This is a genomic window from Gottfriedia acidiceleris, assembly GCF_036421055.1.
Lineage (GTDB): Bacteria > Bacillota > Bacilli > Bacillales > Bacillaceae_G > Gottfriedia > Gottfriedia acidiceleris_C.
The window spans coordinates 296,894-322,836 of the sequence record NZ_JAZGQS010000002.1 but is presented as its reverse complement, the minus strand read 5'-3'; the positions used below and the strand labels follow the sequence as shown (position 1 = coordinate 322,836).

Annotated in this window: 30 protein-coding genes; 10 read left to right on the top strand and 20 right to left on the bottom strand. The window is 31.8% G+C overall.

Annotation, left to right across the window (positions count from 1 at the left end; all coding sequences use genetic code 11):
* Nucleotides 1–33: 33 nt before the first annotated feature.
* Together hrcA and hemW are read right to left on the bottom strand one after the other, a co-directional pair.
* A complete protein-coding gene (gene hrcA / locus RAH41_RS04270) occupies nucleotides 34–1,062 on the bottom strand; it encodes a heat-inducible transcriptional repressor HrcA (RefSeq protein ID WP_331220935.1) in 1,029 nt (342 codons plus the stop codon).
* 200 nt (nucleotides 1,063–1,262) lie between these two features.
* Nucleotides 1,263–2,399: a radical SAM family heme chaperone HemW gene (hemW, locus tag RAH41_RS04265; RefSeq protein ID WP_331220934.1), complete on the bottom strand. Its 1,137-nt coding sequence runs from the start codon at nucleotides 2,397–2,399 to the stop codon at nucleotides 1,263–1,265.
* An 85-nt stretch (nucleotides 2,400–2,484) separates the two neighbouring features.
* Between hemW and RAH41_RS04260 the strand changes: the two genes are divergently transcribed.
* Nucleotides 2,485–2,844 (top strand): hypothetical protein, encoded by a 360-nt coding sequence (locus RAH41_RS04260; RefSeq protein WP_331220933.1) that lies wholly within the window; start codon nucleotides 2,485–2,487, stop codon nucleotides 2,842–2,844.
* A gap of 271 nt (nucleotides 2,845–3,115) precedes the next feature.
* On the opposite strand, the gene lepA is transcribed toward RAH41_RS04260, so the two are convergent.
* The 3 genes from lepA to gpr form a co-directional block, all read right to left on the bottom strand.
* On the bottom strand, nucleotides 3,116–4,936 hold the full coding sequence (gene lepA / locus RAH41_RS04255; protein WP_331220932.1) for a translation elongation factor 4: 1,821 nt from the start codon (nucleotides 4,934–4,936) through the stop codon (nucleotides 3,116–3,118).
* A gap of 109 nt (nucleotides 4,937–5,045) precedes the next feature.
* A complete protein-coding gene (locus RAH41_RS04250; protein WP_331220931.1) occupies nucleotides 5,046–5,396 on the bottom strand; it encodes a hypothetical protein in 351 nt (116 codons plus the stop codon).
* 24 nt (nucleotides 5,397–5,420) lie between these two features.
* A complete protein-coding gene (gpr, locus tag RAH41_RS04245) occupies nucleotides 5,421–6,521 on the bottom strand; it encodes a GPR endopeptidase (RefSeq protein WP_331220930.1) in 1,101 nt (366 codons plus the stop codon).
* 219 nt (nucleotides 6,522–6,740) lie between these two features.
* Here gpr and rpsT point away from each other — a divergent pair, with 219 nt between their 5' ends.
* Nucleotides 6,741–7,007, top strand: coding sequence for a 30S ribosomal protein S20 (gene rpsT, locus RAH41_RS04240; protein ID WP_069035099.1), 267 nt, complete (start codon nucleotides 6,741–6,743; stop codon nucleotides 7,005–7,007).
* 120 nt (nucleotides 7,008–7,127) lie between these two features.
* On the opposite strand, the gene RAH41_RS04235 is transcribed toward rpsT, so the two are convergent.
* Together RAH41_RS04235 and holA are read right to left on the bottom strand one after the other, a co-directional pair.
* Entirely contained in the window at nucleotides 7,128–7,937 is an 810-nt protein-coding gene (locus RAH41_RS04235; RefSeq protein ID WP_331220929.1) for an aminoglycoside adenylyltransferase domain-containing protein, read from the bottom strand.
* A 199-nt stretch (nucleotides 7,938–8,136) separates the two neighbouring features.
* Nucleotides 8,137–9,141 carry a DNA polymerase III subunit delta gene (gene holA, locus RAH41_RS04230; protein ID WP_331220928.1) on the bottom strand — a complete coding sequence of 335 codons (1,005 nt, stop codon included), beginning with the start codon at nucleotides 9,139–9,141 and terminating at the stop codon, nucleotides 8,137–8,139.
* Between the two features lie 209 nt (nucleotides 9,142–9,350).
* On the opposite strand from holA, the gene RAH41_RS04225 reads away from it, so the two are divergent.
* Nucleotides 9,351–9,485, top strand: a complete 135-nt coding sequence (locus tag RAH41_RS04225; protein ID WP_069035101.1) for a YqzM family protein — start codon at nucleotides 9,351–9,353, stop codon at nucleotides 9,483–9,485.
* Nucleotides 9,486–9,524: 39 nt separating this feature from the next.
* On the opposite strand, the gene RAH41_RS04220 is transcribed toward RAH41_RS04225, so the two are convergent.
* Nucleotides 9,525–11,864 (bottom strand): DNA internalization-related competence protein ComEC/Rec2, encoded by a 2,340-nt coding sequence (locus tag RAH41_RS04220; protein ID WP_331220927.1) that lies wholly within the window; start codon nucleotides 11,862–11,864, stop codon nucleotides 9,525–9,527.
* Nucleotides 11,865–11,867: 3 nt separating this feature from the next.
* Nucleotides 11,868–12,485 carry a helix-hairpin-helix domain-containing protein gene (locus tag RAH41_RS04215; protein WP_331220926.1) on the bottom strand — a complete coding sequence of 206 codons (618 nt, stop codon included), beginning with the start codon at nucleotides 12,483–12,485 and terminating at the stop codon, nucleotides 11,868–11,870.
* 90 nt (nucleotides 12,486–12,575) lie between these two features.
* Between RAH41_RS04215 and comER the strand changes: the two genes are divergently transcribed.
* Nucleotides 12,576–13,391: a late competence protein ComER gene (gene comER, locus RAH41_RS04210; protein ID WP_331220925.1), complete on the top strand. Its 816-nt coding sequence runs from the start codon at nucleotides 12,576–12,578 to the stop codon at nucleotides 13,389–13,391.
* 120 nt (nucleotides 13,392–13,511) lie between these two features.
* Here the strand turns inward: comER and RAH41_RS04205 are convergent, their stop codons facing one another.
* From RAH41_RS04205 to RAH41_RS04175, 7 genes are read right to left on the bottom strand one after another with little or no spacing between them, the layout of a single operon-like run.
* Entirely contained in the window at nucleotides 13,512–14,255 is a 744-nt protein-coding gene (locus tag RAH41_RS04205; RefSeq protein ID WP_331220923.1) for a class I SAM-dependent methyltransferase, read from the bottom strand.
* Nucleotides 14,252–14,608 carry a ribosome silencing factor gene (gene rsfS / locus RAH41_RS04200; protein WP_331220921.1) on the bottom strand — a complete coding sequence of 119 codons (357 nt, stop codon included), beginning with the start codon at nucleotides 14,606–14,608 and terminating at the stop codon, nucleotides 14,252–14,254. Before rsfS ends, RAH41_RS04205 begins: the two co-directional genes overlap by 4 nt.
* A 4-nt stretch (nucleotides 14,609–14,612) precedes the next feature.
* Nucleotides 14,613–15,188, bottom strand: coding sequence for a bis(5'-nucleosyl)-tetraphosphatase (symmetrical) YqeK (yqeK, locus tag RAH41_RS04195; RefSeq protein ID WP_331220919.1), 576 nt, complete (start codon nucleotides 15,186–15,188; stop codon nucleotides 14,613–14,615).
* A 37-nt stretch (nucleotides 15,189–15,225) separates the two neighbouring features.
* A complete protein-coding gene (gene yhbY / locus RAH41_RS04190) occupies nucleotides 15,226–15,516 on the bottom strand; it encodes a ribosome assembly RNA-binding protein YhbY (protein ID WP_331220917.1) in 291 nt (96 codons plus the stop codon).
* On the bottom strand, nucleotides 15,510–16,346 hold the full coding sequence (gene aroE / locus RAH41_RS04185) for a shikimate dehydrogenase (protein WP_331220915.1): 837 nt from the start codon (nucleotides 16,344–16,346) through the stop codon (nucleotides 15,510–15,512). Before aroE ends, yhbY begins: the two co-directional genes overlap by 7 nt.
* Nucleotides 16,347–16,370: 24 nt before the next feature.
* Entirely contained in the window at nucleotides 16,371–17,480 is a 1,110-nt protein-coding gene (gene yqeH, locus RAH41_RS04180; protein ID WP_331220913.1) for a ribosome biogenesis GTPase YqeH, read from the bottom strand.
* Complete coding sequence (locus RAH41_RS04175; protein ID WP_069035111.1) at nucleotides 17,477–17,998, bottom strand: YqeG family HAD IIIA-type phosphatase; 522 nt, start codon at nucleotides 17,996–17,998, stop codon at nucleotides 17,477–17,479. The genes yqeH and RAH41_RS04175 overlap by 4 nt, the downstream gene beginning before the upstream one ends.
* Nucleotides 17,999–18,257: 259 nt before the next feature.
* Here RAH41_RS04175 and RAH41_RS04170 point away from each other — a divergent pair, with 259 nt between their 5' ends.
* Entirely contained in the window at nucleotides 18,258–18,398 is a 141-nt protein-coding gene (locus RAH41_RS04170; RefSeq protein WP_331220910.1) for a sporulation histidine kinase inhibitor Sda, read from the top strand.
* A 128-nt stretch (nucleotides 18,399–18,526) separates the two neighbouring features.
* Here the strand turns inward: RAH41_RS04170 and RAH41_RS04165 are convergent, their stop codons facing one another.
* Nucleotides 18,527–19,306 (bottom strand): phosphatidylserine decarboxylase, encoded by a 780-nt coding sequence (locus tag RAH41_RS04165; protein ID WP_331220908.1) that lies wholly within the window; start codon nucleotides 19,304–19,306, stop codon nucleotides 18,527–18,529.
* Between the two features lie 300 nt (nucleotides 19,307–19,606).
* Here RAH41_RS04165 and RAH41_RS04160 point away from each other — a divergent pair, with 300 nt between their 5' ends.
* From RAH41_RS04160 to crcB (RAH41_RS04145), 4 genes are all read left to right on the top strand, one after another.
* Complete coding sequence (locus tag RAH41_RS04160) at nucleotides 19,607–20,224, top strand: GTP pyrophosphokinase family protein (RefSeq protein WP_331220906.1); 618 nt, start codon at nucleotides 19,607–19,609, stop codon at nucleotides 20,222–20,224.
* Nucleotides 20,225–20,523: 299 nt separating this feature from the next.
* The gene (locus RAH41_RS04155; protein ID WP_331220904.1) at nucleotides 20,524–21,285 is read left to right on the top strand and encodes a type II CAAX endopeptidase family protein; all 762 of its coding nucleotides are present in this window, start codon (nucleotides 20,524–20,526) and stop codon (nucleotides 21,283–21,285) included.
* Between the two features lie 49 nt (nucleotides 21,286–21,334).
* Entirely contained in the window at nucleotides 21,335–21,724 is a 390-nt protein-coding gene (gene crcB / locus RAH41_RS04150; protein WP_331220902.1) for a fluoride efflux transporter CrcB, read from the top strand.
* Nucleotides 21,721–22,080: a fluoride efflux transporter CrcB gene (crcB, locus tag RAH41_RS04145; protein WP_331220899.1), complete on the top strand. Its 360-nt coding sequence runs from the start codon at nucleotides 21,721–21,723 to the stop codon at nucleotides 22,078–22,080. Before crcB (RAH41_RS04150) ends, crcB (RAH41_RS04145) begins: the two co-directional genes overlap by 4 nt.
* A gap of 60 nt (nucleotides 22,081–22,140) precedes the next feature.
* Here crcB (RAH41_RS04145) and RAH41_RS04140 read toward each other — a convergent pair whose 3' ends face one another.
* Nucleotides 22,141–22,593, bottom strand: coding sequence for an SRPBCC family protein (locus tag RAH41_RS04140; protein ID WP_331220898.1), 453 nt, complete (start codon nucleotides 22,591–22,593; stop codon nucleotides 22,141–22,143).
* Between the two features lie 181 nt (nucleotides 22,594–22,774).
* On the opposite strand from RAH41_RS04140, the gene RAH41_RS04135 reads away from it, so the two are divergent.
* Entirely contained in the window at nucleotides 22,775–23,320 is a 546-nt protein-coding gene (locus tag RAH41_RS04135; protein WP_331220896.1) for a GNAT family N-acetyltransferase, read from the top strand.
* A gap of 64 nt (nucleotides 23,321–23,384) precedes the next feature.
* On the opposite strand, the gene RAH41_RS04130 is transcribed toward RAH41_RS04135, so the two are convergent.
* The gene (locus RAH41_RS04130) at nucleotides 23,385–24,617 is read right to left on the bottom strand and encodes an aminopeptidase (protein ID WP_331220894.1); all 1,233 of its coding nucleotides are present in this window, start codon (nucleotides 24,615–24,617) and stop codon (nucleotides 23,385–23,387) included.
* Between the two features lie 218 nt (nucleotides 24,618–24,835).
* Nucleotides 24,836–25,936, bottom strand: coding sequence for a prephenate dehydrogenase (locus RAH41_RS04125; RefSeq protein WP_331220891.1), 1,101 nt, complete (start codon nucleotides 25,934–25,936; stop codon nucleotides 24,836–24,838).
* Nucleotides 25,937–25,943 lie beyond the last annotated feature (7 nt).

Sequence of the window (25,943 nt, the reverse complement as noted above, 5' to 3'; positions counted from 1 at the left end):
ATATGTAATCCATTGTTTCTTTTCACAATGGATTTATTCAACATCCTTAGATGAAAATAATAAATTCAATTGCCCTGTTATTAAATGCATTAATGAGATTACTCGAGAATATTCCATTCGAGTTGGTCCTAATACTGCGATTGTACCAATTTGATCTTCACCTAATGAATAGGTTGCGCTAATGATACTTACATTTTCTAAACCAGACTTTTCATTTTCCTTACCAATTTTGACACTTAAACCCATCTGTTCAAAAGGAATAATACTTTTTAGTTCTTCTTGTTTTTCAATCATGTTTAACAATACTTTCATTGTCTCAACATTATGAAATTCTGGTTGAGCTAAAATATTCGTTTTTCCACTTAAAATCAGCTTTTGTTCAATCGGTACGTCAATAGTGCCACCAATCATCTTAATAACACTTTCATAATTCGAAATATGCGTACGTAAAATCATTGCAATTTCTTTATAAAGCTTATCATTTATTTGATGAATTGGAACATTTACTAGTCGCTCATTTAAAATATTTACCATTTTCTCAATATCACTCATCGACACACCAGATGGTATAGTTACTGTACGATTTTTAACAATACCTGTGTCTGTCACAATAATTGATACTGCTGTATTAGGTCCTATTGGGATAAGCTGAATATTCTTAAGCTTATTTTCAGTAACTTTTGGTCCTAGAGCAATTGTTGTGTAATTTGTTAAATCAGATAGTATATCGGCTGAATTTTTCACAAGCTTTTCTATTTCAAAGATACGCTCGGCAAAAATACCTTTTATCGAACGAACATCATCTTCATTAACAATTTGTGGTGATAACAGATGGTCTACATAAAAACGATACCCTTTTTCTGAAGGGATTCGACCTGCAGAGCTATGAGGCTTTTCAATATAACCAAGTTCTTCTAAATCAGCCATCTCATTTCGTATCGTTGCTGAACTAAATGAAATACCTTCCTTTTTAGATAAACTCCTTGAACCAACAGGTTGTGCCATGCGAATAAAGTCATCGATAATAATTTGGAGTATCAATAACTGTCTTTCAGTCAACATGTTTATCACCTCTATTAGCACTCTTATCTAGTGAGTGCTAAATATATTATTAACTTAACAAATCCTTTATACGATGTCAAGAAGTTAAGGGTAGGAATAAAGAAGTGCTGGATTAATGAATTCGGAAATTTTTTTGTGCATTAGCTCTATTCTGTTGTCGCTGAACTCATCTACTTTTCCTGCTCTTCTCACTTACTACTTTAAAGTAAAAATGCTTGAAATACTTCGTTTCCTAATAACTTCCCTTTATGGGTTAATCGAAGAAATACTCCATTCATCTCGACTAATCCATCTTTCATTAGTTTTTCAATTACGTTCGGAAATACTTCATTAAAGTTTGAACCAAATTTTTCTTGAAATTTTCTTTCCGAAACTCCCTGCATTTTACGTAGCCCTAAAAACATTTCTTCTTCCATTTTTTCTTGCTTCGTTACCGTATGTTCATGAACAATTGGGACACCAGTATCATCAATCAACTGAAAATATTTCTTTAATGGTCCTGCATTTGAATATCGGATTCCATTAATATAGCCATGTGCTCCCGCACCAAATCCAAAATATTCTTCATTATTCCAATAAACAAGATTATGCTTACTTTCTAAGCCATTTTTTTCAAAATTGCTAATTTCATATTGGTGAAAGCCCTTTTTTTCTAAATAGTTCATTAAAAAGTCATACATTGCCGCTTCATCTTCTTCTGGGGCTGGTTTGAGCTTGCCCCTATTCATTTCTATGTAAAAAACCGTTTTTGGTTCAATAATTAATGAATACGCTGAGATATGCTGTATCGGTAGCTTCATTGCTTTGTCTAAAGAATCAACAAATTGTTCCATTGTTTGACCAGGTAATGCATACATTAAATCAAGATTAATATTATCAATTCCAACTTCTTTGGCGGTTTGAATTGCTTCTTCTATTTCGTTTGGAGAATGTGTTCTTCCAATCTTTTTAAGTAAACCTTCATCAAATGTTTGCGCTCCAAAACTAATTCGATTCACTCCACCATCTTTTAAAATCTGTAGCTTCTCTTTTGAAATTTCATTTGGATTACTTTCAAAAGTCATTTCAATTTCTTTTTTTCCTTTAATGATCTGTTTATTAATGATTTCAATTAAGCGTTTAGTTTGAGGTAATGTTAATGCAGTTGGTGTTCCGCCACCTACAAAAACTGTCTTCAAATCTATAATCGGATTTCTTTTTAAACTTTCAACAATTTCTTTCTCAAGATATTCTAAATATTGATCAACCGGCTGACGGTCCATCATAAATTTATTAAAATCGCAGTAGTAACAAATCTGCTGACAAAATGGTATATGAATATAAACGGAAGATGCCATACCTTCTCCTCTTTTCTATGTGAAAAGCCCCTGATTCAATACCATCTAAGGTGCAGATTCAGGGACTTTTGTTGATTTCAACTTTATGATTGTATATTTTCTTAAGAAATTTGTCTATTTAATCGCTTTACTATTCTTATTTATCATTATTAATATTTTTTTGTTTTTTATTCATTTCTTAAATTATAAAGTAACAAAGCCTAATATCCCGAGCGCTCATTTATACATGAAAGCAAAGTTATTAATCATTCTAATCGCTACTATTATGAACTTTTCCGTTTGTATACCAAAAAGCAGCGCTGTTATAGCTCTTGAAGGTAATGGTACCCATTGTTCCATAATCGGTGCAACACTTTGGGCAAATCCTGTTACTGCAAAAAAAATAGGTTATAGAATAAAAAAAAAAATTACTCGGACAGAACTTTTACAAATTAAAAACCCTTAATTGGCGTTGGTGCAGGACTTGGAGTCGGTCTTTTAACGTTCCTTTTAATATCTACATTCAAGAACAATCTACTCCTATTAATTAGCTTATCCATTTGGATATTATGATTATTTTTTTATTTGTTATTAATTAAATGTTACAAAATTCAAAACAATTAAGTTGGGATAGATTATATGACTCCAAAAACGATGTTAAAAATGCCACCGCAATTAAATTACGGTGGCATCTTTGGATAATCATCAATTCTATAATTGATGATTTCTTTTAATTATTAATCATCCATACGTAAAACAGCCATGAATGCCTCTTGTGGAACCTCTACAGATCCAACAGCTTTCATTCGCTTTTTACCTTCTTTTTGCTTATCTAATAGCTTACGTTTACGAGAGATATCTCCACCGTAACATTTTGCTAATACGTTTTTACCCATTGACTTAATTGTTGAACGGGCAACAATTTTTTGTCCAATTGCCGCTTGAACTGGTACCTCGAACTGTTGTCTTGGAATAAGTTCTTTTAATTTTTCAACAATAACTTTCCCACGATCATAAGCAGCGTCTCTATGAACGATAAATGAAAGAGCATCTACTTGTTCACCGTTTAATAAAATATCCATTTTCACAAGTTTAGAAACTTTGTAGCCAATTAGTTCATAGTCAAATGATGCATAACCTTTTGTACTTGATTTCAATTGGTCAAAGAAATCATAAACAATTTCAGATAACGGAATTTCATAAGTTAACGTTACGCGGTTTGCATCTAAATATTGCATATCAATAAAGTTTCCGCGTTTCTTTTGGCAAAGCTCCATGATTGCTCCAACAAAGTCATTTGGAACCATGATTTTTGCTTTTACGTAAGGCTCTTCTACTCGATCAATTGATTGTGGATCTGGCATATGAGCAGGGTTATCAACGATAATCATATCGCCTTTTGTTGTGTAAACATTATAGATAACACTTGGTGCTGTTGTAATTAAATCAATTTTAAATTCGCGTTCAATACGTTCTTGAATGATTTCCATGTGTAATAATCCTAAAAATCCACAACGGAAACCAAATCCTAAAGCTTGTGATGTTTCTGCTTCAAATTGTAAAGCAGCATCATTTAATTGAAGCTTTTCAAGTGCATCACGCAAATCATTATATTTAGAAGTATCAATTGGATATAATCCACAGAATACCATAGGATTTAATTTACGATAACCTGGTAGTGGCTCTGTTGCTGGGTTCTCAGCAAGGGTAATTGTATCCCCAACACGAGTATCTCCAACATTTTTAATAGAAGCTGTTAAGAAACCTACGTCACCTACAGTTAATTCATCTCGTTGTGTAGTACGAGGAGTAAAGACTCCAGCTTCAACTACTTCGAATTCTTTACCTGTAGCCATCATTCTAATTTTTTGACCTACTTTAACAGTACCTTCCACAATACGAATATAAGCTACAACCCCACGGTATGGATCGAATAACGAATCAAAAATAAGTGCTTTTAAAGGCGCATCTGGATCTCCTGTTGGAGCTGGTACTTTTTCTACGATTTGTTCTAAAATTTCTTCTATTCCGATTCCTGCTTTAGCAGATGCTAATACTGCTTCAGATGCATCTAATCCAATTACTTCTTCAACTTCTTGTCTTACACGTTCAGGCTCTGCACTCGGTAAGTCAATCTTATTAATAACCGGTAAGATTTCTAGATCATTGTCTAAAGCTAAATATACGTTCGCCAATGTTTGTGCTTCGATACCTTGTGCAGCATCAACTACAAGAATTGCGCCTTCACAAGCTGCTAAACTACGTGAAACTTCATAAGTAAAGTCGACATGTCCAGGTGTATCAATTAAATGAAGAATATATTCTTCTCCATTTTTCGCTTTATATTGTAACTGCACAGCATTTAATTTAATGGTAATTCCACGTTCACGCTCTAAATCCATTGAGTCTAATAGCTGAGACTTCATCTCACGCTGAGTTAAGGCATTTGTTTTCTCAAGAATTCTATCTGCTAATGTAGATTTTCCATGGTCAATGTGTGCGATGATTGAAAAGTTTCTAATTCTCTTTTGTCTTTCTGATCTTGACTCTTTATTCATTTCATCACTCCTAAATTTCTCGACAGCATAGATAGTTTTGATTATATCAAAAAAACAGGGAAATATTCAATCTATATTAGCAGTATATGTCGAATGAAGTTTAGAAGGTCTAATTAAAGCTATCAATAATAGAAGGAATTTTTTCAACAATCTTAACCCCTTTTTCAGTTACATATGTAACAAAATGGGATAGTCCTTTACCAACAACTGTAAAATAATTAAATGCCCCTAATCTTTCTAAATGATCTTCTCTAATTGCTAGTCCTTCTTTCGTGTAATCTTTTCCAAAAAGTACTGGACCAGCTTTCCCATCTTCTTTTGAGATTTTTACTACATCGTCTACATGATAGTAATCAGTTGAAGTAACTTTACTTATTCCGTCTTTCGCAACTTGCATACAAGTAATGATTGTTATCGAAAAAATAATGATTAGCGTAAAATACCGAATCATATATTTCATTTGTTTCTCCTCACTTACGAAATATTAATGAGTATACGAGCCAATATTATCTTGATTAATTTTAGAATGCAGAGCAGCGTTCATACCGCCAGCAATAATATTTGCCATATCTTCAATAAATGTATCCACTTCTTTTGGTGTAACCATTAAGTTATGACCAAGTGGTGACAGTACTTCATGTATTAATTTTCGTTTTTCATTCTCTTCAAGTGTTCCTACAATCCCCATAAATGCCATTCTTTCTTTTTCACTAGGCATATCTTCGTCGGTATACTTTTTCTTTTCACCAAATGCCATTCCTGAAGGGATTAACGCTTTAGCAGGCTTGTCTCCCTCTTTTATTTCTCGTCCGAAATGTTTTAAAATGAAGTCAATTGTATCACTTGTAATAGCAACAGCATCAACAACAGTTGGAACGCCTATAGCAATTACTGGAATACCTAGTGTTTCCTTACTTAATTCCTTACGTTTATTCCCTATTCCAGAACCTGGATGAATACCATTATCTGTAATTTGGATTGTTGTATTAACTCGCTCAATGGACCTAGCTGCAAGTGCATCGATCGCAATGACAAAATCTGGTTTTACTTTATCAATGACACCTGAAATAATATCGCTCGTTTCAATACCAGTTATTCCCATTACACCAGGCGATAACGCACAAACTGGACGATAACCATCTTGTACGCTTTCTGGCTGTAATTCAAAAAGATGCTTCGTAACAACTAAATTTTCAACAACCATTGGACCAAGTGCATCTGGTGTTACATTCCAATTCCCTAATCCGACTACTAAACAAGTTTGATCTTCCGTTATGCCTAAATTTTTTAAGAATGCAGAAAACTCATTTGCAAAAACCTTTTCAACCTTTTCTTGAAGTTCAGTATCTTGTTCACGAATACCTTGAACTTGAAGTGTTAAATAATTCCCAGGCTTTTTACCAATTTTTTCAGATGCCGACTCTTTAATATGAACATGAGAAATACTTACACCATCTGCTTCACGTTCTTTAACGATGACGCCTGTAATTTCTTCTTTTGTTTGTTCTCGTTCCTCGAGCATCTCTTTTGCCTCTACTGCTAAATCTGTTCGAACACTATATTGACTTAAATCTAACTCACTCATTTATCTAGCCTCCACAATACTCATCGAAATTTAACAATTCTCTTCTTAACTAGTTTAGCTAGATGTTACCAATTCTAAACGAGTTGTTTATTTTTCTTTTGAAAAGGCGAAAATAGCTGTATGAATTCTATTGCCAAATGGGACTTGTTTTGATAAAATAAGTTTTGTTCTATTTGTATTCGAGGCAAATTTCTCGACTGCATTCGGGAGGTGAAAGGTATGCCAAATATTAAATCAGCTATTAAACGTGTAAAAACAGCTGAAGCTCATCGTGCTCACAACGCATCTTTAAAATCAGAAATGCGTACGGCAGTTAAAAATGTTGAAGCTTTAGTTACTAATAACGAAACTGAAAAAGCGCAAGAAGCTTTATTAACTGCTTCTAAAAAATTAGATAAAGCTGTTAACAGCAATCTAATCCACAAAAACGCTGCTTCACGTCAAAAATCTCGTTTAGCTAAAAAAGTTAACGCTATGAACGCGTAATGAATGAAATGGTGTCTCATCTGAGACACCATTTTTTCGTGCAATAAAGTTTTTCACTAGCGTTTTTTAATCCTTATTTGCGATCAACCATATATGTTAGTTAAATAAAGATTGGGTCCTTTATCGAATATGTTTATTGCATTCTCCAATCATAAACTCAATATAATCTATAGCATCTTTTCTTCTTTTAAAAATTGATTTGTAATATGATTTTTTTTGATCAGTTCGTAATCTCATTGACTCCTTAATAATCTTATGCCATCTTTTGGGAATAGCCTCTAAAACATATTCACCTACTCCTACTTTCGATGTAATATCTCTTTCTTTAAATGTGTAATAAAGCCGAGAAACTCCCAAAACTCCCCATTCGATACTTCTTAAACTTACAAATAAACTCAAGTATTTAATTGTAGGAAACTTCTTACAGTTGTTTAACCAGCCAAACCAATACGAATTAAGATTATCTTCCATATTAGATAGTATTGTATCCCAGTTTACCGTAATATCCACATTTTCAATATGTTGCCCTCTTACAGTGATTCCATATTTTTTTAATTGAAAAGCATCTATGGAGTTCTTTTGAAATTTATTTAAACCTTGAAACTTCCCATCATTGAAACGAACACATAATTTTCCTTCTTCATTTAAGGACTCGATATCTTCATTAAGAATATACCACCCATCCAAAATTGTATGAGGGAACATTCTTTGCAAATCTTTATGAATTTCTTTCAATATTTTTAAATCGGTATCAGATACTTTGCACTTAACAACAGCGATAAAATCGATATCACTAAATCCATTCTTAAAAGCACCTAAAGTAATTGATCCATATAAATAAAAAGAATCAATTAAATTTGGTAATTTTAAATCAATATGATGAAAGTATGTATCTAAAACAACGTTTATTTCTTTTGGAATTTCATCCATAAACCCATCTCCCAAATACCATTTATTGGTAAACTTTAACAAATACTACTTTATTACAAATTATATAAGTTGTATATTAAACATCGTAGCCTTTTTCTAACACAAAAAATGGCAGTCCAATTTAATGTTATCGGACTGCCAATTGTTTTTTTATTTAATTTATTAAACGAATATTCATTTAGTAGTGAATCTCTTATAATTATTTATTTAATTGAAGAATTAACATTTCAAGGATCATTACCTTATCTCCTTGACCTGTCTTCATTTTGTAATCAACTTCAGCAATTAATCGTATTGCTTCTTTCAATTCATTTGCTTGAAAGTTATTTGCTTGCTTTTGTCCATAAAACACTCTTCCTGGTGATACACCAACTGAAGAGGCAATTTGATTATTGGAATATCCACTACTCGATAATTGTTTTATTCCGTACAATAATCTAAACTGACTAGCTAACAATGCAACTATTTTTATCGGTTCTTCACCAATAAATAATAGTTCATGAAGAATTTTAAGTGCCTCAGTTGTCTGTCTTACTGCTGTTTTTTCGATAAGAGAAAAAACGTTTTGTTCAATAGTTTTAGCTACCATCATCTCTACTAGGTCTGCATCAACTTTTCCTTCATTCCCAATAAACAGTTGTAGCTTCTCACATTCAAGCTTTAAGATCGATAAATTATTTCCAACAAGTAATTTTAATTTTTCAATTGCTTCATTAGTAATCGTTACATTCCCAGTAAACCGCTCTTTGATCCAGCTGTCTAAATTACTCGTTTCAACAGGATGACATTCAACTAGCTCTACTTGTTTTTTCATCGCTTTTGTTACTTTTTTCCGCTCATCTAATTTTTCAAAAGGAGCAACAAAAACAACAGTAGTAAAAGGCGCAGGATTTTCAATATAATCAAATAGTGGTTCTATATCTTGTACAATTTTTTCTTTTTGAGCTGTTAAAAACAAACATGATTTTATGATGATGACTTTGTTTCCGCCAAAAAAGGACGGTGTTTGAGCATCCTCAAGAGCTTCACTTAAATAAGACTCTTTTAAATCATATGTTTGATAATTAAAATCATCAATTTCTCCTTGTAAAGCTGCTTTCACGATTAAGTTTTCTGCTTCTTGAAGTAAAAAATCTTCCGTACCTACCAATAAATACATTGGCGCTACATTCTTTTTCAATTTTTTATGTAAATCATTAATCATGTTTTGCTCCTCTACACTAATTTTCTTAGTATAGTATAACATGTCCTACATGAGAAGGAAGAGATTAGTAAATACTAATCTCTAATTTATATTAACGTTTTAAATAAAGACCCGGTTTCTTCATTTAAAACGGTATAACTAAAACAAACATACTATGGATTTTTTAGTTATATTGATTTATACTAAAATTGAATTAGGAGGGGTTATTTGTGAATACTTTTGAAAAAAATGTTCAAAGCAAACGTAATGATTCAACAGATTCTGGCGTTGGCTTTGCTGTTTCATTTGGTTTCTTCGCAACTCTATTTATCATCGCAACAATTGTGGAGTATGTTACGCGATAATACATAGAATCAAATGACTGGACTGCCTCGGCAGTCTTTTTAATTTGCTTCTTGGTTTCTGTTATTTGTTTTACGATATGCTTTAAATGTATAAATGGTACCTTGTCCTCTTTTAAATTCATAAGTTATTGCACCAAGTTTATCCGTACGTAAGATTCTAACATTGTACTTTTTTAATCGAGTAAGTACTTCTTCTGTTGGATGACCATATCGATTTTTTTCTCCAACTGAAATAATACCAAATTTCGGCATAACAGCTTTAATAAATTTTTCTGAAGTAGATGATTTACTCCCATGATGCCCTATTTTCAAAACATCTGACTTTAAATAAGGATATTTAGAGATGAGCCGATCTTCTCCATTTTCATCTAAGTCACCAGAAAACATCCAATTCTTCCCGCCTATGTGTGCCTTTAAAACGATTGACCCTTGGTTTTCCTCACCTACATAATCTTTAATTGGCGAAATCACTTGAAAATAATTCTTACCGATTTTCCAACTCATACCTTCACTTATTCTTTTAATCTCTACTCCCTTTTTTATGGCTAAATTCATTCTTTCTTTTTCTGCTGAAGTAAATTTCGTCTTGTCACCTACCATTAATTGTTTTACATTAAATGACTGTAGCACCTCTTTTCCACCTCCAATATGATCAATGTCACCATGTGTAAATATTAATTTATCTATTTTACTTATTCCTTCTCCTTTTAACAATGGAATCAATACATCATTGCCAGTTGAAAATGGTTTTTTACGCTTCATCCATGTTTCTTCTTTTCCAGTTAACTTACCTCCAGTATCAATTACATAATTCCCTTTATTAAAAGGCAATTTTATAAGGATACAGTCACCTTGACCTACATCTATAAACATAATCTTTCCAATAGGGTTCATAAAGGGATAAAATAAATGCCCTCCAATCAGAATAAAAAATCCAATTAGGCAATAACTATATAATTTCTTCTCTTTCTCACTTTCCATAAAGTATAAAATTAAAAATATTAGTACTATATATATAAACAGAATTCCTTTAGAAGGATGCATAAAAATCAACTTAATAAACGGTAATTGCATACATAAACTCAATAATTTATCAGATATGTTAAGAAAGAATGTTAGCAATAATGTTAACATTTCGCTCATTTCAAAATTAATAAAACTTATACCAAAACAAAACATACATAGTGGCATAATAATAAAACTAATATAAGGAATGAAAAGTAAGTTAATGATTATACTGTATGGTGATAATTCATGAAAATTAAAAAGCAATATAGGGATTGATGCTAATTGGGTAATACTCGATGTAAAAAGAGCCCTTGCAATCCAAGAATTGTAATTTAAAATTTGTTCAGAAATTAAAACGAGTACAAAACTGGTTATAAAAGAAAATTGATATCCAATATCATCAATATAATTTGGTTTTACAAATAACATGATTATACAAGAAGTGAATAATAACGAAGTAATGTCAACTTTCATTTTTGCTAATTTGTAGAAGCAAACTAGAACACCAATAATAACTGCCCTGACAACTGAAGCTGAAGCCCCTGCTAGAAATCCATACGTAATAATACACAAAATCGTTATAAATAAGCTGGTTTCCTTCGTTACTCCGATTCTAATGAGAAGAAAATAGATGCCAACACTCAATAAACTAATATGAGATCCACTAATCGCAAGTAAATGCACAATTCCCACTATTTGATATTGAGATTCTGTAGTTGCATTCATTTTTGATCGTTCACCAAATAAGAGAGCATTAATATAACCTTCTGTATTGGAATTAAAATTTACCTCTACATATTTAGTTAAGGCATGGCGACTATAATTTATTGATTGAATGATGGTTCGTTTTCCATTTTCACATTCCCTTAAACTATTTGGATTAGCTGTAATAATCCAGTGAATTCCTTGGTTTAATAAATACTTCTTATAATTAAATAAGTATGGGTTCGAGTTTTCTAAAGGTAATGTAACTTCACCTTTTACCTCACATATTTCACCTATTTTTCTTTTTTGAAAAACTTTTAATTGTTCTTTTGTATTAGCAAAACTATTTAATAAAATTTTTTGATTATGGAGTTTAAATGTAAACGAAACCTTATTACCATCTATTATTGGAGTAGAAGTAATTTCTCCACGTACATTTTGCGAGGGCTTTGTTTTAGGGGAATTCATTTTATTGTTTTGTATGTAACATATACTAAACGTAATAAATACCGAAGTAATACAAATAGATAAAAGTATCCATTTTTTCTTTACGACTATAAAGATCATTAAAATGAGTAATATTAATAGAAACAATGTATGATAGGATTTAAAAAAGACGATTGTTATTATTTGGACAAAAACAATATAAGCTAGATAAATACTCATCACTTAGCGTATGAAAATATACGGAGTCATTTTTTCAAGGGATTTTTTGCCGATTCCATTTACAGATTCTAATTGTTCTATTGAAGTAAATGGTCCGTTTTTATCAATATAATCTAAAATATTTTTTGCTTTTGCTGGACCAACACCCGGAATATTTTCCAATTCTGATTGTGATGCATGGTTTATATCAATCGTCTCATTTTGTTTGGATTCATCCTCCCCATTCGTAATTATTGTTTGATCAGTTTCTTCTCCAATAAACGGTACATAAATGACCATCTCGTCAACTATTTTTTCAGCTAAATTAACCTTATTAACATCAGCTTTTTCTTTAAATCCTCCCGCTAATCTAATTACGTCAATAACACGCTCTCCTTCGTTACATTTGATTACACCTGGTTTTTGTATTGCTCCTTTTACATCAACCATATATACTTTCGAATTCACTGGTTTACTAACTTCTTTTTTCTGATCATCGTTCTTCTTTACTATTTCTTCTTCAAGTGATTGCTTTGCAAAAACTACTTCATTTTTACGCTCAGTTTGATAATAATTTATGACTAAAATAGCGACAAATACGAGACAAATCCAAACTAATTTATTATGAATTAACTTTTTCATTATTAGTCCTCCATTTTAACTTATATCATTATTTTCGACGTTGCTTCATATAGTGTAGGAGAGAATGTATGCAAAGGAAGGGATGTACTCATGAACGTAGGAATCATAGGTACAGGAAATATGGGCACCATTTTGCTCAAAGGATTTATTAAATCGAATGCCGTGAAGCCCTCCGAATTAACTGTTACAAACCGTTCAATGTATAAAGCTTATGAGCTAAAAAATATATATCCTGATTTAAATGTTGTTGAGACAGCGAAAGAAGTAATTACTGCATCAGACATTGTATTAGTTTGTGTTAAACCTTTAGAAATTCAGCCACTCTTATCATCTTTACAAAAACATTTCACTAAAAAACATTGCGTTATATCAATTACTAGTCCGATTAACGTTGAACAATTAGAAGCGATACTACCTTGTCAAGTTGCACGCGTTATTCCAAGCATAACCAATCAAGCATTGAGTGGAGTAACTTTAGTTAATTTCGGGAATAGGTGTACGGCCAAAAGTAAGGAGCAAATTATCGAACTTTTTTCAAACATATCTAAACCAGTCATGATTACAGAAGACATCACAAGAGTTTCATCGGATATCGCAAGCTGTGGACCTGCATTTTTTAGTTACTTGCTACAAAAATTTATCGATGCGGCTGTTTGTCAAACCTCAATTTCAAAAGAGCAAGCAACGATTTTAGCAGAAGAAATGATTATTGGATTTGGAAAATTAATTGAACAAAAACATTTTACGCTTGAAACACTCCAAGAAAAAGTATGTGTAAAAGGTGGAATAACTGGAGAAGGAATTAAAGTATTAGAAGCACGAGTAGGAGATTTATTCGAAGAAATTTTTGAAAAAACACATGATAAGTTTGATAAGGAAATAGAGCGAGTAAAGGAACAATTTTGATTAACTTAAAAATGATTATACCGCTTTACACCATTTGTAACAAAAATATAAAATTCAATTTTGTATGACTAATAACGTAAAAAAACCCTTTAAGAAAAGGAATTTTCTTAAAAGGGTTTATTATTTTTTCATTGCTATAAAAAAGATTCGTTCAGAAGTATCATCTACAGCTTCATGGAAATCTGCTATAACTTCTTTCACTTCAAATCCAGTTTGATTTAACAATGATTTATACGTATTTATTGGAAATGTTCTTTGATTGTGATACTCTTCGAAGCGTTCGTATAAATCACGATTTTCCTCTTTCATAAAGAAAACTAAATCATGTTCAACACTTAATGGATGTTCCCCTTGCGAACAAGACCAAACTAAACTTAACTCCGCATCATCAATAAAAAATGTCTCTTCACCAAAAATTTCTTCAATTTTATAAGGAGAGTGTACATCAAATAAAAATAAACCATTATCCTTTAAGCTTTCATTTACTTTTATAAAGGTTTGTTTTACTTGATCTTCTGTTTCTAAATAATTAAGTGAATCACAGAAAATTGTTACACAATCTAATTGATCAAACCCTTCTAATTCCACCATATTTTGTTGAAAAAAAGGGATATTAACTTTTTCCTGTTCTGCTTTTGCCATTGCGACACTTAACATTTCCTCAGATAAATCAACCCCACTAATTGAATAATTCAATTTTGCCATTGAGATGGGTAATGTACCTGTTCCACAACCAATATCTAAAATTGAAGGCTGAAGCATTTCATATTTTTGAAATACATCTTCTAAGAATTGAACCCATTTTTCATATGGGACATCATTCATTAGTTGATCATACAAATACGCAAAGCGATTGTATGTCATGAAAGAAGCTCTCCGTAAACATCAAGAGAAGGTGCATCTCCCCAAAGTTTTTCTAAGTTGTAATAGTTTCTTTCATCACGATGGAAAATATGAACGACAACGTCACCGATGTCTACTAATACCCAACGAGCTTCATCAAAACCTTCTAAACGTTTAACATCTTTACCATTTTTTTGAGCTTGGTCTTTCACTTCTCTTGCAATAGCTTGAACTTGCTTATCTGAATTACCGTGACAAATAATGAAATAATCTGCAATTGCAGAGATTCCTTTCATGTCTAATACAACTAAATCTTCAGCTTTTTTATCATCAGCAGCATTTACAGCTAGCATCATTAATTCTTTTTCATTCATTCTTTTATTCCCCCTGGCTTTTAACTTGCTTTAATATTGAGTTATATGTTTTAACCGTTAATGGGTAGACTGTTTGTTCTTTATCAATCAAAAATGTAATTGTATTTTTTAATGCAAATAATAAAGCTCGATCTAAATCTTGATCCGCTAATTCACGAGCTTTCTCTACTCCGGGAAAACTCCGATTAGGTTCAATATAATCTGCTACATATATTATTTTATCTAATAAATTCATTTCTTTATGACCACTTGTATGATATGTGATTGCTTGTAATATCTCTTGATCATCAATTCCATATTCATGTTCAGTAAGAAATGCACCAACAGGAGCATGCCATAATTCTTTATTGTACTTTAAAAGCTTTAATGAAAATTTATTTTCTTCCATAATTGATTTTAAGTCTTTAATCGGCATGCATTTTGCGACATCATGGAAAATTGCAGCTAGTTCTGCTTTTTTTACATCCGCACCGTACTTTTCGGCTAGTCTAACTGCAGTTTCCATCACACCAATAGTATGTGTAAAACGTTGGTTCGTTAGTTTTTCTTTTACAAGTGAAAGTGCTTTTTGTTTATCCATTAATCCGCTTCTCCTCTAATTAACGGTATTTAACATATTAAGGAAGTACGATAGTTTTATTTTCTTTTGACTCTTTATATAAAACAACTGTATGTCCAATTACTTGTACTAGTTCAGCATTTGCACCTTCAGCTAGCTGATCTGCTACATCGTAACGATCATCATCACAATTTTGAAGTATACTTACTTTTAAAAGTTCCCTTACTTCAAGCGCTTCAGAAATTTGCTTAACCATATTTTCATTAACTCCACCTTTACCTACTTGAAAAATAGGGTTTAAGTGATGAGCTTTCGAACGTAAAAATCTTTTTTGTTTACCTGTTAACATTTTGTTCCTCCAAGTTTTCTTTCTAATAATGAGTATGCATCAATCGTATTCGGAAAAATTCCTGTCCACTCTTGAAATGCTAATGCCCCTTGATAAATAAACATCGGTAATCCGTTTTGAATAGTCGCATTTCTCTCTTTTGCTTCTTTTAAGAATACTGTTTTAAATGGACTATATATTAGGTCCGAAACAATTGCATCTTTTGATAAATTAGTTAGTGCTAACGGCGTGCTATTTTCATTTGGCTTCATTCCAACAGAAGTTGTTTGAATGATAAGAGAAAAGCGCCCTAAATATTCTTCAGCATCTGAAATAGACATAATATTAACTTCATTCATCAGCTTGCCATCTAATAGATCCTGTGCTTTTTCTAACGTTCGGTTTGTAACTGTAATATGCTTAACACCTAAGTGCAGTAAGCTATAAAGGATTGCCCTAGCAGCTCCGCCTGCACCGATAATCAAAATCTTTTCTTCTTCAATCGGATTTTTCAAAACATAGGATAAGCCTCTACAATACCCCATACCGTCAGTATTTTTTCCATACAGTTTCCCATTTTTATTAATAACTGTATTTACAGCTCCAATTGCTTTTGCCAATGGATCAATTTCATCTAAGTACTTCATAATTTCTACTTTTAGTGGAGCTGTAACATTAAATCCTTTTACTGTTGAACGAAATTCTGTCATAACTGATTTTAATTCTGTTATCCCAACTTCTTTTGCAAAATATTGACCCGAAATATGATTCGAGTCAAACCATTCATTATGCATAGTTGGAGACATTGAATGACCAATCGGTTGACCGATTACATAGTATTGGTCTTTCATATCTATTCGCCCCCAAAATTATTCTTATATAATAGAATTACGAAGAGTTACAGCTACACCTTTTGGTACATAAGCAACAATTTTAGCACCAGGTTCATTTACTGTGATCCAACCTAACCCTGAATAAACTATATCAGTTTTAGCATCTTTTATCATAAATTCATGCTTCACTAATTTAGGAAGCTCATTTATTTGCTCACCATAAGGTGGAACTAATAATTCCCCAGCTTGTCTTTCATATAAATCATCAGCATTTTCTTGTTTAGTACGATGAATTGATAATTCGTTTGAGAAGTGACAAGTAAAAGAACGTCTTCCACCCTCTAAATAATCAAAACGTGCTAACCCACCAAAGAATAATGTTTGACCCTCATTCAATTGATAAACCATAGGCTTAATTTCTTTTTTCGGTGTTATAACCTTTAAACCTTTTTTATCAACGAAATGAGCCATTTGATGATGATTAATAATACCTGGTGTATCAATTAGATCACTCTGATCATCAAGTGGTATTTGAATCATATCAAGTGTTGTACCCGGAAAATGAGAAGTTGTAATAATATTGCTATTTTCTTCACTATAACGTTTAATCATCGTATTGATAAACGTTGATTTTCCAACATTTGTACAACCTACTACGTATACATCCTTACCTTCACGATGCTTTTCAATACTTTCAGCTAATTCGTCTATACCAGTGCCTTTTACTGCACTAATTAAATGAACTCCTACTGGTTTAAGTCCCCAACGTTTTGCAGTTCCGCTCATCCATTGCGTAAGCTTATTTTTCTTAACTGACTTCGGAATTAAATCTGCCTTATTTCCAACTAATAATATTTTGTTGTTACCAACGAATCGATTGATTCCATTTAACCAGCTGCCCGAAAAATCAAACACATCAACTACTTTTATGACAAGACAGTCTTTAGAACCTATTCCATTTAAGATACGAATAAAGTCAGAATCAGTCAACTCTACATCTTGAATCTCATTATAGTTTTTTAAACGGAAACAACGTTGGCAAATAATCTCTTCTTTTTCTAATGATGATGGAGGTGCATATCCAAGCTTGTCTTTATCCTCTGTTTGAATTTCAACTCCACAACCAATACATCTTACTTCTGTATAACTCACTTTTTATCCTCCCATTGTAGCAATCCTTGCTTCCTTAAGGATGAAAGAATTCTACGTTCTACCATTCGATTAAATCTAGTCCAAATTCCATCTGTACTTGCAACCGGAACAACTAAAATTGTATGAATTCCTTGACGATTGCCTCCAAATACGTCTGTAAGCAACTGATCTCCAATCATGACAACTTCATTTGGCTTTAAATTCATTTGTTTATATGCTTTTTTATATGATGTAGCAAGTGGCTTACGTGCACGATGAATAAATGGAATTCCTAAAGGATCACAAAACTTTCCGACACGCTCAGCATTGTTATTCGATACAACAGTAATTTTAATCCCTGCATCATCCATGCTTTTGAACCATTTCGTTAGTTCTGGAGTAGCTAATGGACGGTCCCACTCTACTAACGTGTTATCTAAATCAGTAATGATCCCTTTTATTCCTAAGCCTTTTAAATGCTCAGGCGTAATTGCATAAACATTATTAACAGTTTCACTCGGTAAAAATTTATTAAACATTATTACACCTCAATATATTCTTAAAATCGTTCGACAAATAACTACAATCATTCTAACTGTGGATAAATCTTATACACATTATCCTTAGTCTAAGAACCTACCTTTTCAGAATATATAAACAAATTACCCACAACTTATCCACCTATTTCTGTGGATAAACGAACGATTGTTCTATTTTTAAAAATTTGATACATTAAGTTTACGAAGAAATTCAAAAACTTTTCTCACTCGGAGGTGAATGCCCAACCGGGCAAAAAATATGTACAAATTAAATGATGAGTTGTTACTTGAGTCGTACAAAAAAGCTCTAGGTTTACAGCTTGATCCTGCCTTCATTTATTTAATTGAAAAAGAAATTAAACGAAGAGGTCTAGAATACTATATAAAAAAAACATCTTAAACATTTTTATTATTTTCAATATATGCAAATAATACAAGTGAAATATAAATACAAGCACTCTTTACAATAACAGAAAAAGAACCATCTTTCTATACGATGGCTCTCATTTCGTGAAAAAAAGTGCATACTTAGTGTAATTTACCAAGATTTTGACCAACTCTGATTGCTTGGCCAGATTGAAGTTTCAAATTTGGTGAAAAACTATTAGCTTCAAAAAGCAAAACAACTGTAGAACCGAAAGAAAAATACCCTACTTCTTCACCTTTTTTCAAACGTTTTTCTTTTTTAGTTACTACGATTGTGTTAACAAACATAGCACCAACTTTAATCATCGCAACATGTTTATTGTTTTCAGAACATAATACTTCTGAAATAACTCGATAATTTTTTGAAAGTGGATCTTTACCATACGTTAATCCTGCTTTATTCACGGGATAAGATTTAGCACCTAACTCGAATTGTGATACAATTTCGCCTTCGATTGGGCTATGTATACGATGATAATGGCTAGGACTTAAATACAATACCATATAATAACCCTCATCATATTTATCTGCCATTTCCTTTGAACCTAACATCTCAATAATGCTATATGTCTTTCCTTTAACGACAAATTTAATATCCTTTTCAATTTTCCCACATGACTCTAACACACCATCTACCGGACAAGCTAATTCACTTTCACCAGCATGAATCGGTCTAGCATTTTGCTTTAATTCTCTAGTAAACAAGGCATGTAAAGTAGGAAAAACGGTCTCTTTACTTTCATCCATATTTAAATTAAACGCTTTAATATAAGGATTAATAAAAATCCTACTAAATCTAGAAGTAGCAAGCCTACGCAAAAGACCAGAAGTAAAACGATTATTTGTCAACTCTATAAACAAACGATAAAAACTCTGTTTCATCAATGTACTCCTAACTAAAATTATATATATAAATTTATAACATATTATTCCAAAACTAACAAAACCCTAAATAAATTACTGTCGCTAAAATTAATTGTTTATTTTTCTAATATTACTTGCACTTTCTACTGCTTTGATCCTTTCTAATAACCCTGCCATTACTAACCTTAACTATTCCTTTTACCTAAAACACTTAATATCCCTGTATTCTACTTGTCACTAACTGTTCACCAAGATTTCACACTGAGTTCACATTAAGCTGGTACAATTACTGATGTAATATACACTAGGAGGTTGCCTATGTTGAAAGATCAAAGCTTAGGTGAATGGACTAACACACTTTTAATCTATAAATTTGCGTTAGATGAAATCAATACTAAAATTAGAATTTTAAATGAAGAATTCACTTTAACTCATAATCATAATCCAATAGAACACGTAAAATCACGCTTAAAAAAACCTGACAGTATTATAGAAAAGCTTGAGCGAAAAGGTTTAGAACTAACACAATATAATTTGGAAAATTATATAAGTGATATAGCTGGAGTACGTATTAGTTGTTCATTTATTAGTGATATTTATATGATCTATGAACTATTAAAACAACAAGACGATATTCATATAATAGAAATAAAAGATTATATAAAAAATCCAAAACCAAATGGCTATAAAAGCTTTCATATGATTATTGAAATTCCAATTTTCCTTGCTTCTGAAACAAAAAGAGTAAAAGTGGAAATCCAAATTAGAACAGTTGCGATGGATTTCTGGGCAAGCCTGGAACACAAGATTTTTTATAAATACAATAAGAAGGTTCCAAAAGCAATTATAGAAAGTTTGAATGAAGCTTCAGCAACTGTAAATTCTTTAGACTATAAAATGGAGATGATTAGAGATCAGGTTGAACAGTTAAATTAGAATATTTAAGATTTAAGTATAAAAGAATAAATGTTGAAAAATAATTCTTTTACTAAGAAACAAGGTATCTTTAGATACCTTGTTTCTTATATTACTATTTATTCGGTATCCTTTTTTGCTCATATATTGTCTCGAACCTTTCATATATTAAATAAAAATGGTTTTAATTAATTAGACTCATTTATTCTCTTTCTAGTTCTTTCAGCTTTAAATTTAAGATAATATAGGATATGTTAGTATAAATGTAAATTAGAAATTAGAAAGTTTGTGACATAGATTAAAAAATTGGAGGAGCCGATTTGAATAATGAATTAAACTATAAAACACTCATTCCTGAAAATATCCCAAATGAACGTAAGTCCGCCTTAAAAACCCTTTTATACTATTTTTTAATATTTATTGTTGGTTTGAACTTACTAATCTTGATTGCTTCAATATGGGGTATGATTTTTGTTAGTGTTGCGGATATAAACCTTACTGAAAAACAATTTGATAATCTTGTAAATACCGTATCAATTTATTCGGATTCAATTTTTGGTGTCCTCAGCTTATTATGGCTCTATTATTATACGAAGAAAAAAGGGCTTCTAACTTTAAGACGAATAAATATAAATATGATTGATGTTGTGATCGTTTTAGGGGCATATGTGGTTCTTATGGCTTCTTCACAACTTCTTGATGTTATTTTTCAACATTTCAATTATTCAATTGCTACGCCAGATAACCAAAAAGCAGTGGAAGGCTTATTGCGGACTAATCCAGTCCTAATGATTATCTCTGCGGTTATTCTTGCACCAATTAAAGAAGAATGGATTACACGTAAGCTAATTATTGGTTCGATTTTTAAAAACTCGCCGATTATTGGGTTAATTGTAAGTTCATTTGGGTTTGGCTTATTGCATATGCTTGCTGGTTTTTCAATCTATGCATTACTTTCATATTCTTTAGCTGGTTTAATTTTTGGTATTATCTATATCAAAACAAAAAAAATCGAAGTTACAATTTTTGCCCATTTTTTAAATAACTTAGTTTCAATTATTGCTTTTTTTATTGTAAACTAACAAAAAACGCTCTAAGGAGCGTTTTTATAATGTATTTATGAGGTGTATAATGAATTATTTATTGATACTAATCGGAGGATTTTTTGGAGCAATTCTTCGTTACCTTATAGGTCTATCAATCCATCCACTTTCAAACGGATATCCAATTCAGACATTTTTAATTAATATAATAGGATGCTTCTTTTTAGGTTTCTTTTTACCGATGGCTAAAGTTAAATTAGAACCTGAATATACTTTACTAATTGGAACTGGATTTGCTGGAGCATTCACTACATTCTCTACTTTTTCACTTGAAAATGTAGCGCTGATGGATGAAAAAAAATTGCTAGTAAGTTTAGTCTATATCCTCTTAAGTTTAGTTATCGGAATAATTTTGGCATATTTTGGTTTTAAAGCGGCTGAGAAATTTAATAAGGTAAAAGGAGAAACCTCATCATGATTGTGATTGTTGGAATAGGTGGGGGAATCGGAGCAATTTTTCGTTATGCCCTTGGAAACTATGTTAATAAAAAAGTTAAAACAAATTTTCCTACTGGAACCTTCGTGATAAACATACTCGGATCGTTTATTTTAGGTTTAATAAACCATTTATATCTCGATAAGTCGATGTCTACTACAATGTGGCTGTTTATTGGAGTAGGAATATTAGGTGGATTTACAACCTTTTCTACATTTGGTTATGAATCGATTCAATTATTGCTTGCAAAAAAGTATAAAACTGCGTTATCTTATATCTTTTTATCTACTGTTATAAGTATTTGTAGTGCATATGTCGGTTTTCATATTTTTAGATGAACGAGAATTTTAAATCTAAAACAAAAACCTCTGATCCCAGAGGTTTTTTTATTTTCAATGTCACCAACCAAAATCTAATGTTTTACCAGTTTCTGCATATGTTTTTACATTACTTAAAATCATTGGCCAAGTAGATTTCGTATTTTCATATGAAGGGTGATTTTTTGGCCATTGGTCGTTAACTAGTGTTAATTTTGTGCATTCACCTATATTTTCAAGTGTAAGTGTAATTCTAGTTTCTAGCTCAGCATGATTTTCACGGTAAACTGGGCCTGGATGTTCTGTATAACTCATCATTTTATGAGGTTCAAATGCTAGGATTTCCCCATAAACATGCACTGTATGATCTCCAGCTTCTCCTGGTCCAATATATTCATATTTTGCACCGACTTCAAATGTAGATTTTAAAATACAACCAAAAAAGATAGCTTTAGTTGCTTCTGGCGAAACAAATATGTTCCACACTTCTTCTGGTTTAGCCCCAATATAAAACTCATACTTAAGTTCTTCCATTTTCTCATCCTCCATTTGTTTTATGTGCAGAATGATGAATTGATTCTAGTTGCCAATTCCATTATATACCAAAAATAGTTCAGCTTATATTATTTTCATTTGTTTTCAAGAACTTATATATTAATATTAATTCATAATAAATTTAATTAAAGCTAAAAAAAATTTAACGAGGGGTGACAAAATGAATTTAACCTATGAAGTGATTGACAGGAATCAAATTGAAATATGTAGAGATTTATGTAATGAATTAATGACTTTTCAGAAGGCAAAAGCGAAGATCAAACCAGAGTTGTTTGATCGTATGAATTTCGATACACGGATGGTTCCTTCAATAAAAAAAGCTATACATAATTATATTGTTATCGTGAAAGATGGAGATCAGATCGTTGGTTACGTTTATTCAAATATTTCTCCAAAAGAAGTATACGTAAGCGAATTTGCAACTTTTTTTGACCTTTCATCAGTCCATAAAAAGAATGTTGGATGTTTATCTCAATTTTACATTAAAGAAGAATATAGAAAATATGGAGTAGGCTCTGTACTATTCAGTATGTCAATGAACTGGTTAAAACAATTTGACGATGTAGAGGATTATTTTATCTATGTTTCAAATGGAAATGACGACGCTCTAGAATTTTATAAACGTAAGGGATTCTCGGTTAGTCATACAATATTAGATGGTTTCATAACAGTTTTAAGATGTAACGCTCAATTTCAAACAATTTAAGAAAAGTAAAATGAAGGGGTGTCTCAAAAAAACTTCGAGACACCCCTTCCATTTTTATTTACTTTTAAAATGCCCAGTTACCATTTCTCATGATTGGTTCAACTGTACCATCTTCTTTAATTCCATCGATGTTTAATTCCGCTGATCCGATCATAAAATCAACGTGAGTTAAACTTTGGTTGATTCCTAATTTTCCTTGCTCTTCTGAAGGTAATTTTTCCCCATCCTTCATATTGTTTGGATATGCTTTACCTAATGCTAAATGGCAAGAAGCATTTTCATCATATAATGTGTTAAAGAAAATTAAACCTGTATTTGAAATTGGTGAATCATGTGGTACTAATGCTACTTCACCTAGACGGCGAGCTCCTTCATCAGTATCTAATAAGTGTTGTAAAGTATCATAGCCTTTTTCAGCTGTGAAATCGACAACTTTACCATCTTTAAATGTTAAAGAGAAGTTCTCAATTAAATTTCCACCGTAATTTAATGGTAAAGTCGCCTTAACAGTACCATTTACCCCATGGCTATGTGGCATAGAGAATACTTCTTCAGTTGGAATATTAGGATTAAACCATTTTCCATCTTCACTGTTCGCTCCGCCACCTTTCCATACATGATTATCCACTAAATCTAGTTTTAAATCAGTACCAGGTGCTGTGTAATGTAATGTTTTGTAGCGCTTGTCATTTAATTGAACAACTTTTTCTTGTAAGAAATCGTTATGTTTAACCCAAGCTTCAACTGGATTTTCATTGTCTACTCGGCAAATTTTGAATACTGAGTCCCAAAGTAATTCCATCGCTTTATCTATTGGTTCATTTGGATAAACTTTTTCAGCCCATTCAACACATGGAATAGCTACGATAGACCAACGAATTCTATCAGCCATCATGTATTCACGATAATTATGTAGTGCTTTGCTAGCTGTCTTATTAAAAGTTGCAATTCGTTTTGGATCGATACCTTTTAATAATTCTGGATTTGGTGAGATTACTGATAAAACAGCACCTCCATTTTCAGCTAATTCTTCCATTGCTGTTACTTTCCAGCCTGGGAATTCTCCAAAAACTTCTTCAGGAGCTAGTTCATATTTAGTACGAGTAATTACGTCATCATTCCAATCAATGTTTACATTTTTAGCTCCAGCTTCGTAAGCGAATTTTACAACTTTACGAACGAATTCTACAGCTCCGATTGGTGCATTTATTTGTAATGTTTGTCCTGGTACGATATTAACACCACTTTTTACCGCAAGTTCAGCATATTTTTCTAATGATTTTTCAAACTGAGACATTGATATCCCTCCATGTTTAACGATTTAAAAAACTAACCTACTAAATTATAATATAAAGTTCAGAAAATTGGTACAGAAAAGAGACTGACTATTCATTTTTATTTGAAATGTCAGAGAGAATTTGACAAACTAGCGAAGTAATTGATCTCGTTGTTGTTCTTTCACCAAAAAAAGCACCCTGGAGAAGTGCTTTTAATGTGGAAATAAGTCTGAATTTTTTATGAAACAATGTATGTCTCATAACCATTAACATTTAGAAATTTTTCAGCTTTCTCTCTATCATATTCTGTTTGAAGGCTTATTCTTAGTACACCTGGTAACCCTTCACGTGATTCTATGATTCTTAGATTCGTAATGCTTACTTGGTGAATCGATAAAATTGTCGTGATGTTAGCAAGCTCACCGACTCGATCTAAAACGTCTACATACAAATCAAAATAACTTGGGATGGCGCCATTTGCTTTTGCTGGCATGTTGTCTCTAAAATCTTTTGATTCCTTGAAATAATGAAAGATATCTTCCTTATTCTGGCTTTCAACTAGCTGATACATTTCTTTCATATCATCAATCCAATTCGAAATTAATGAAAGTAATGTATCCTTATTTTGAATCACAATATCAGTCCACATTTTTGGGCTGCTTGATGCAATCCTAGTAATATCTCTAAACCCTCCGGCAGCTAAAGCTGTTATTAAAGGCTCGTCCTTTGAGTAAGTTTTAACTTGCTTAACAAGATTAGAAGCAATAAGATGTGGAAAATGGCTTACCACTCCGGTGATTTGATCATGTGTTTCTTCATCAATTACAACAAAATGTGAACCAGTTCCTTTAAGCCATTCTTTTAATTCAACGATTTGATCATTTTTTGTATTTTCACTTGGTGTCAAAATAAAATATGCATTTTCAAATAAATGAACTTTTGCACTCTCGATGCCAGTTTTATGCGAGCCTGCCATTGGATGACCTCCAATAAAGCAATAACCTTTATCTGTCAGAGTCTTCGAATGCTTCATAATTTCACTTTTCGTACTACCTACATCAGTTAATATGACATCATTCTTAAGTTCATATTCACTTAACATATGTATATATTTTATTGACTCTTCTACAGGACAAGAAAAAATGATTAGATGAGCCTTCTCGGCACAGTCTTTAAGCTGTACCGAGATTTCATCTAAAACTTGAATTTTTTTACCAATTTCAAGTTGTTTTTCGTTTATATCATATCCAATTATATTTACATCATGAACTTTTTTTATTGCCAAGGCAATTGAGCCTCCGATTAATCCTGTACCAATTAAAAGGACGTTCTTTTTCAAGGCATTC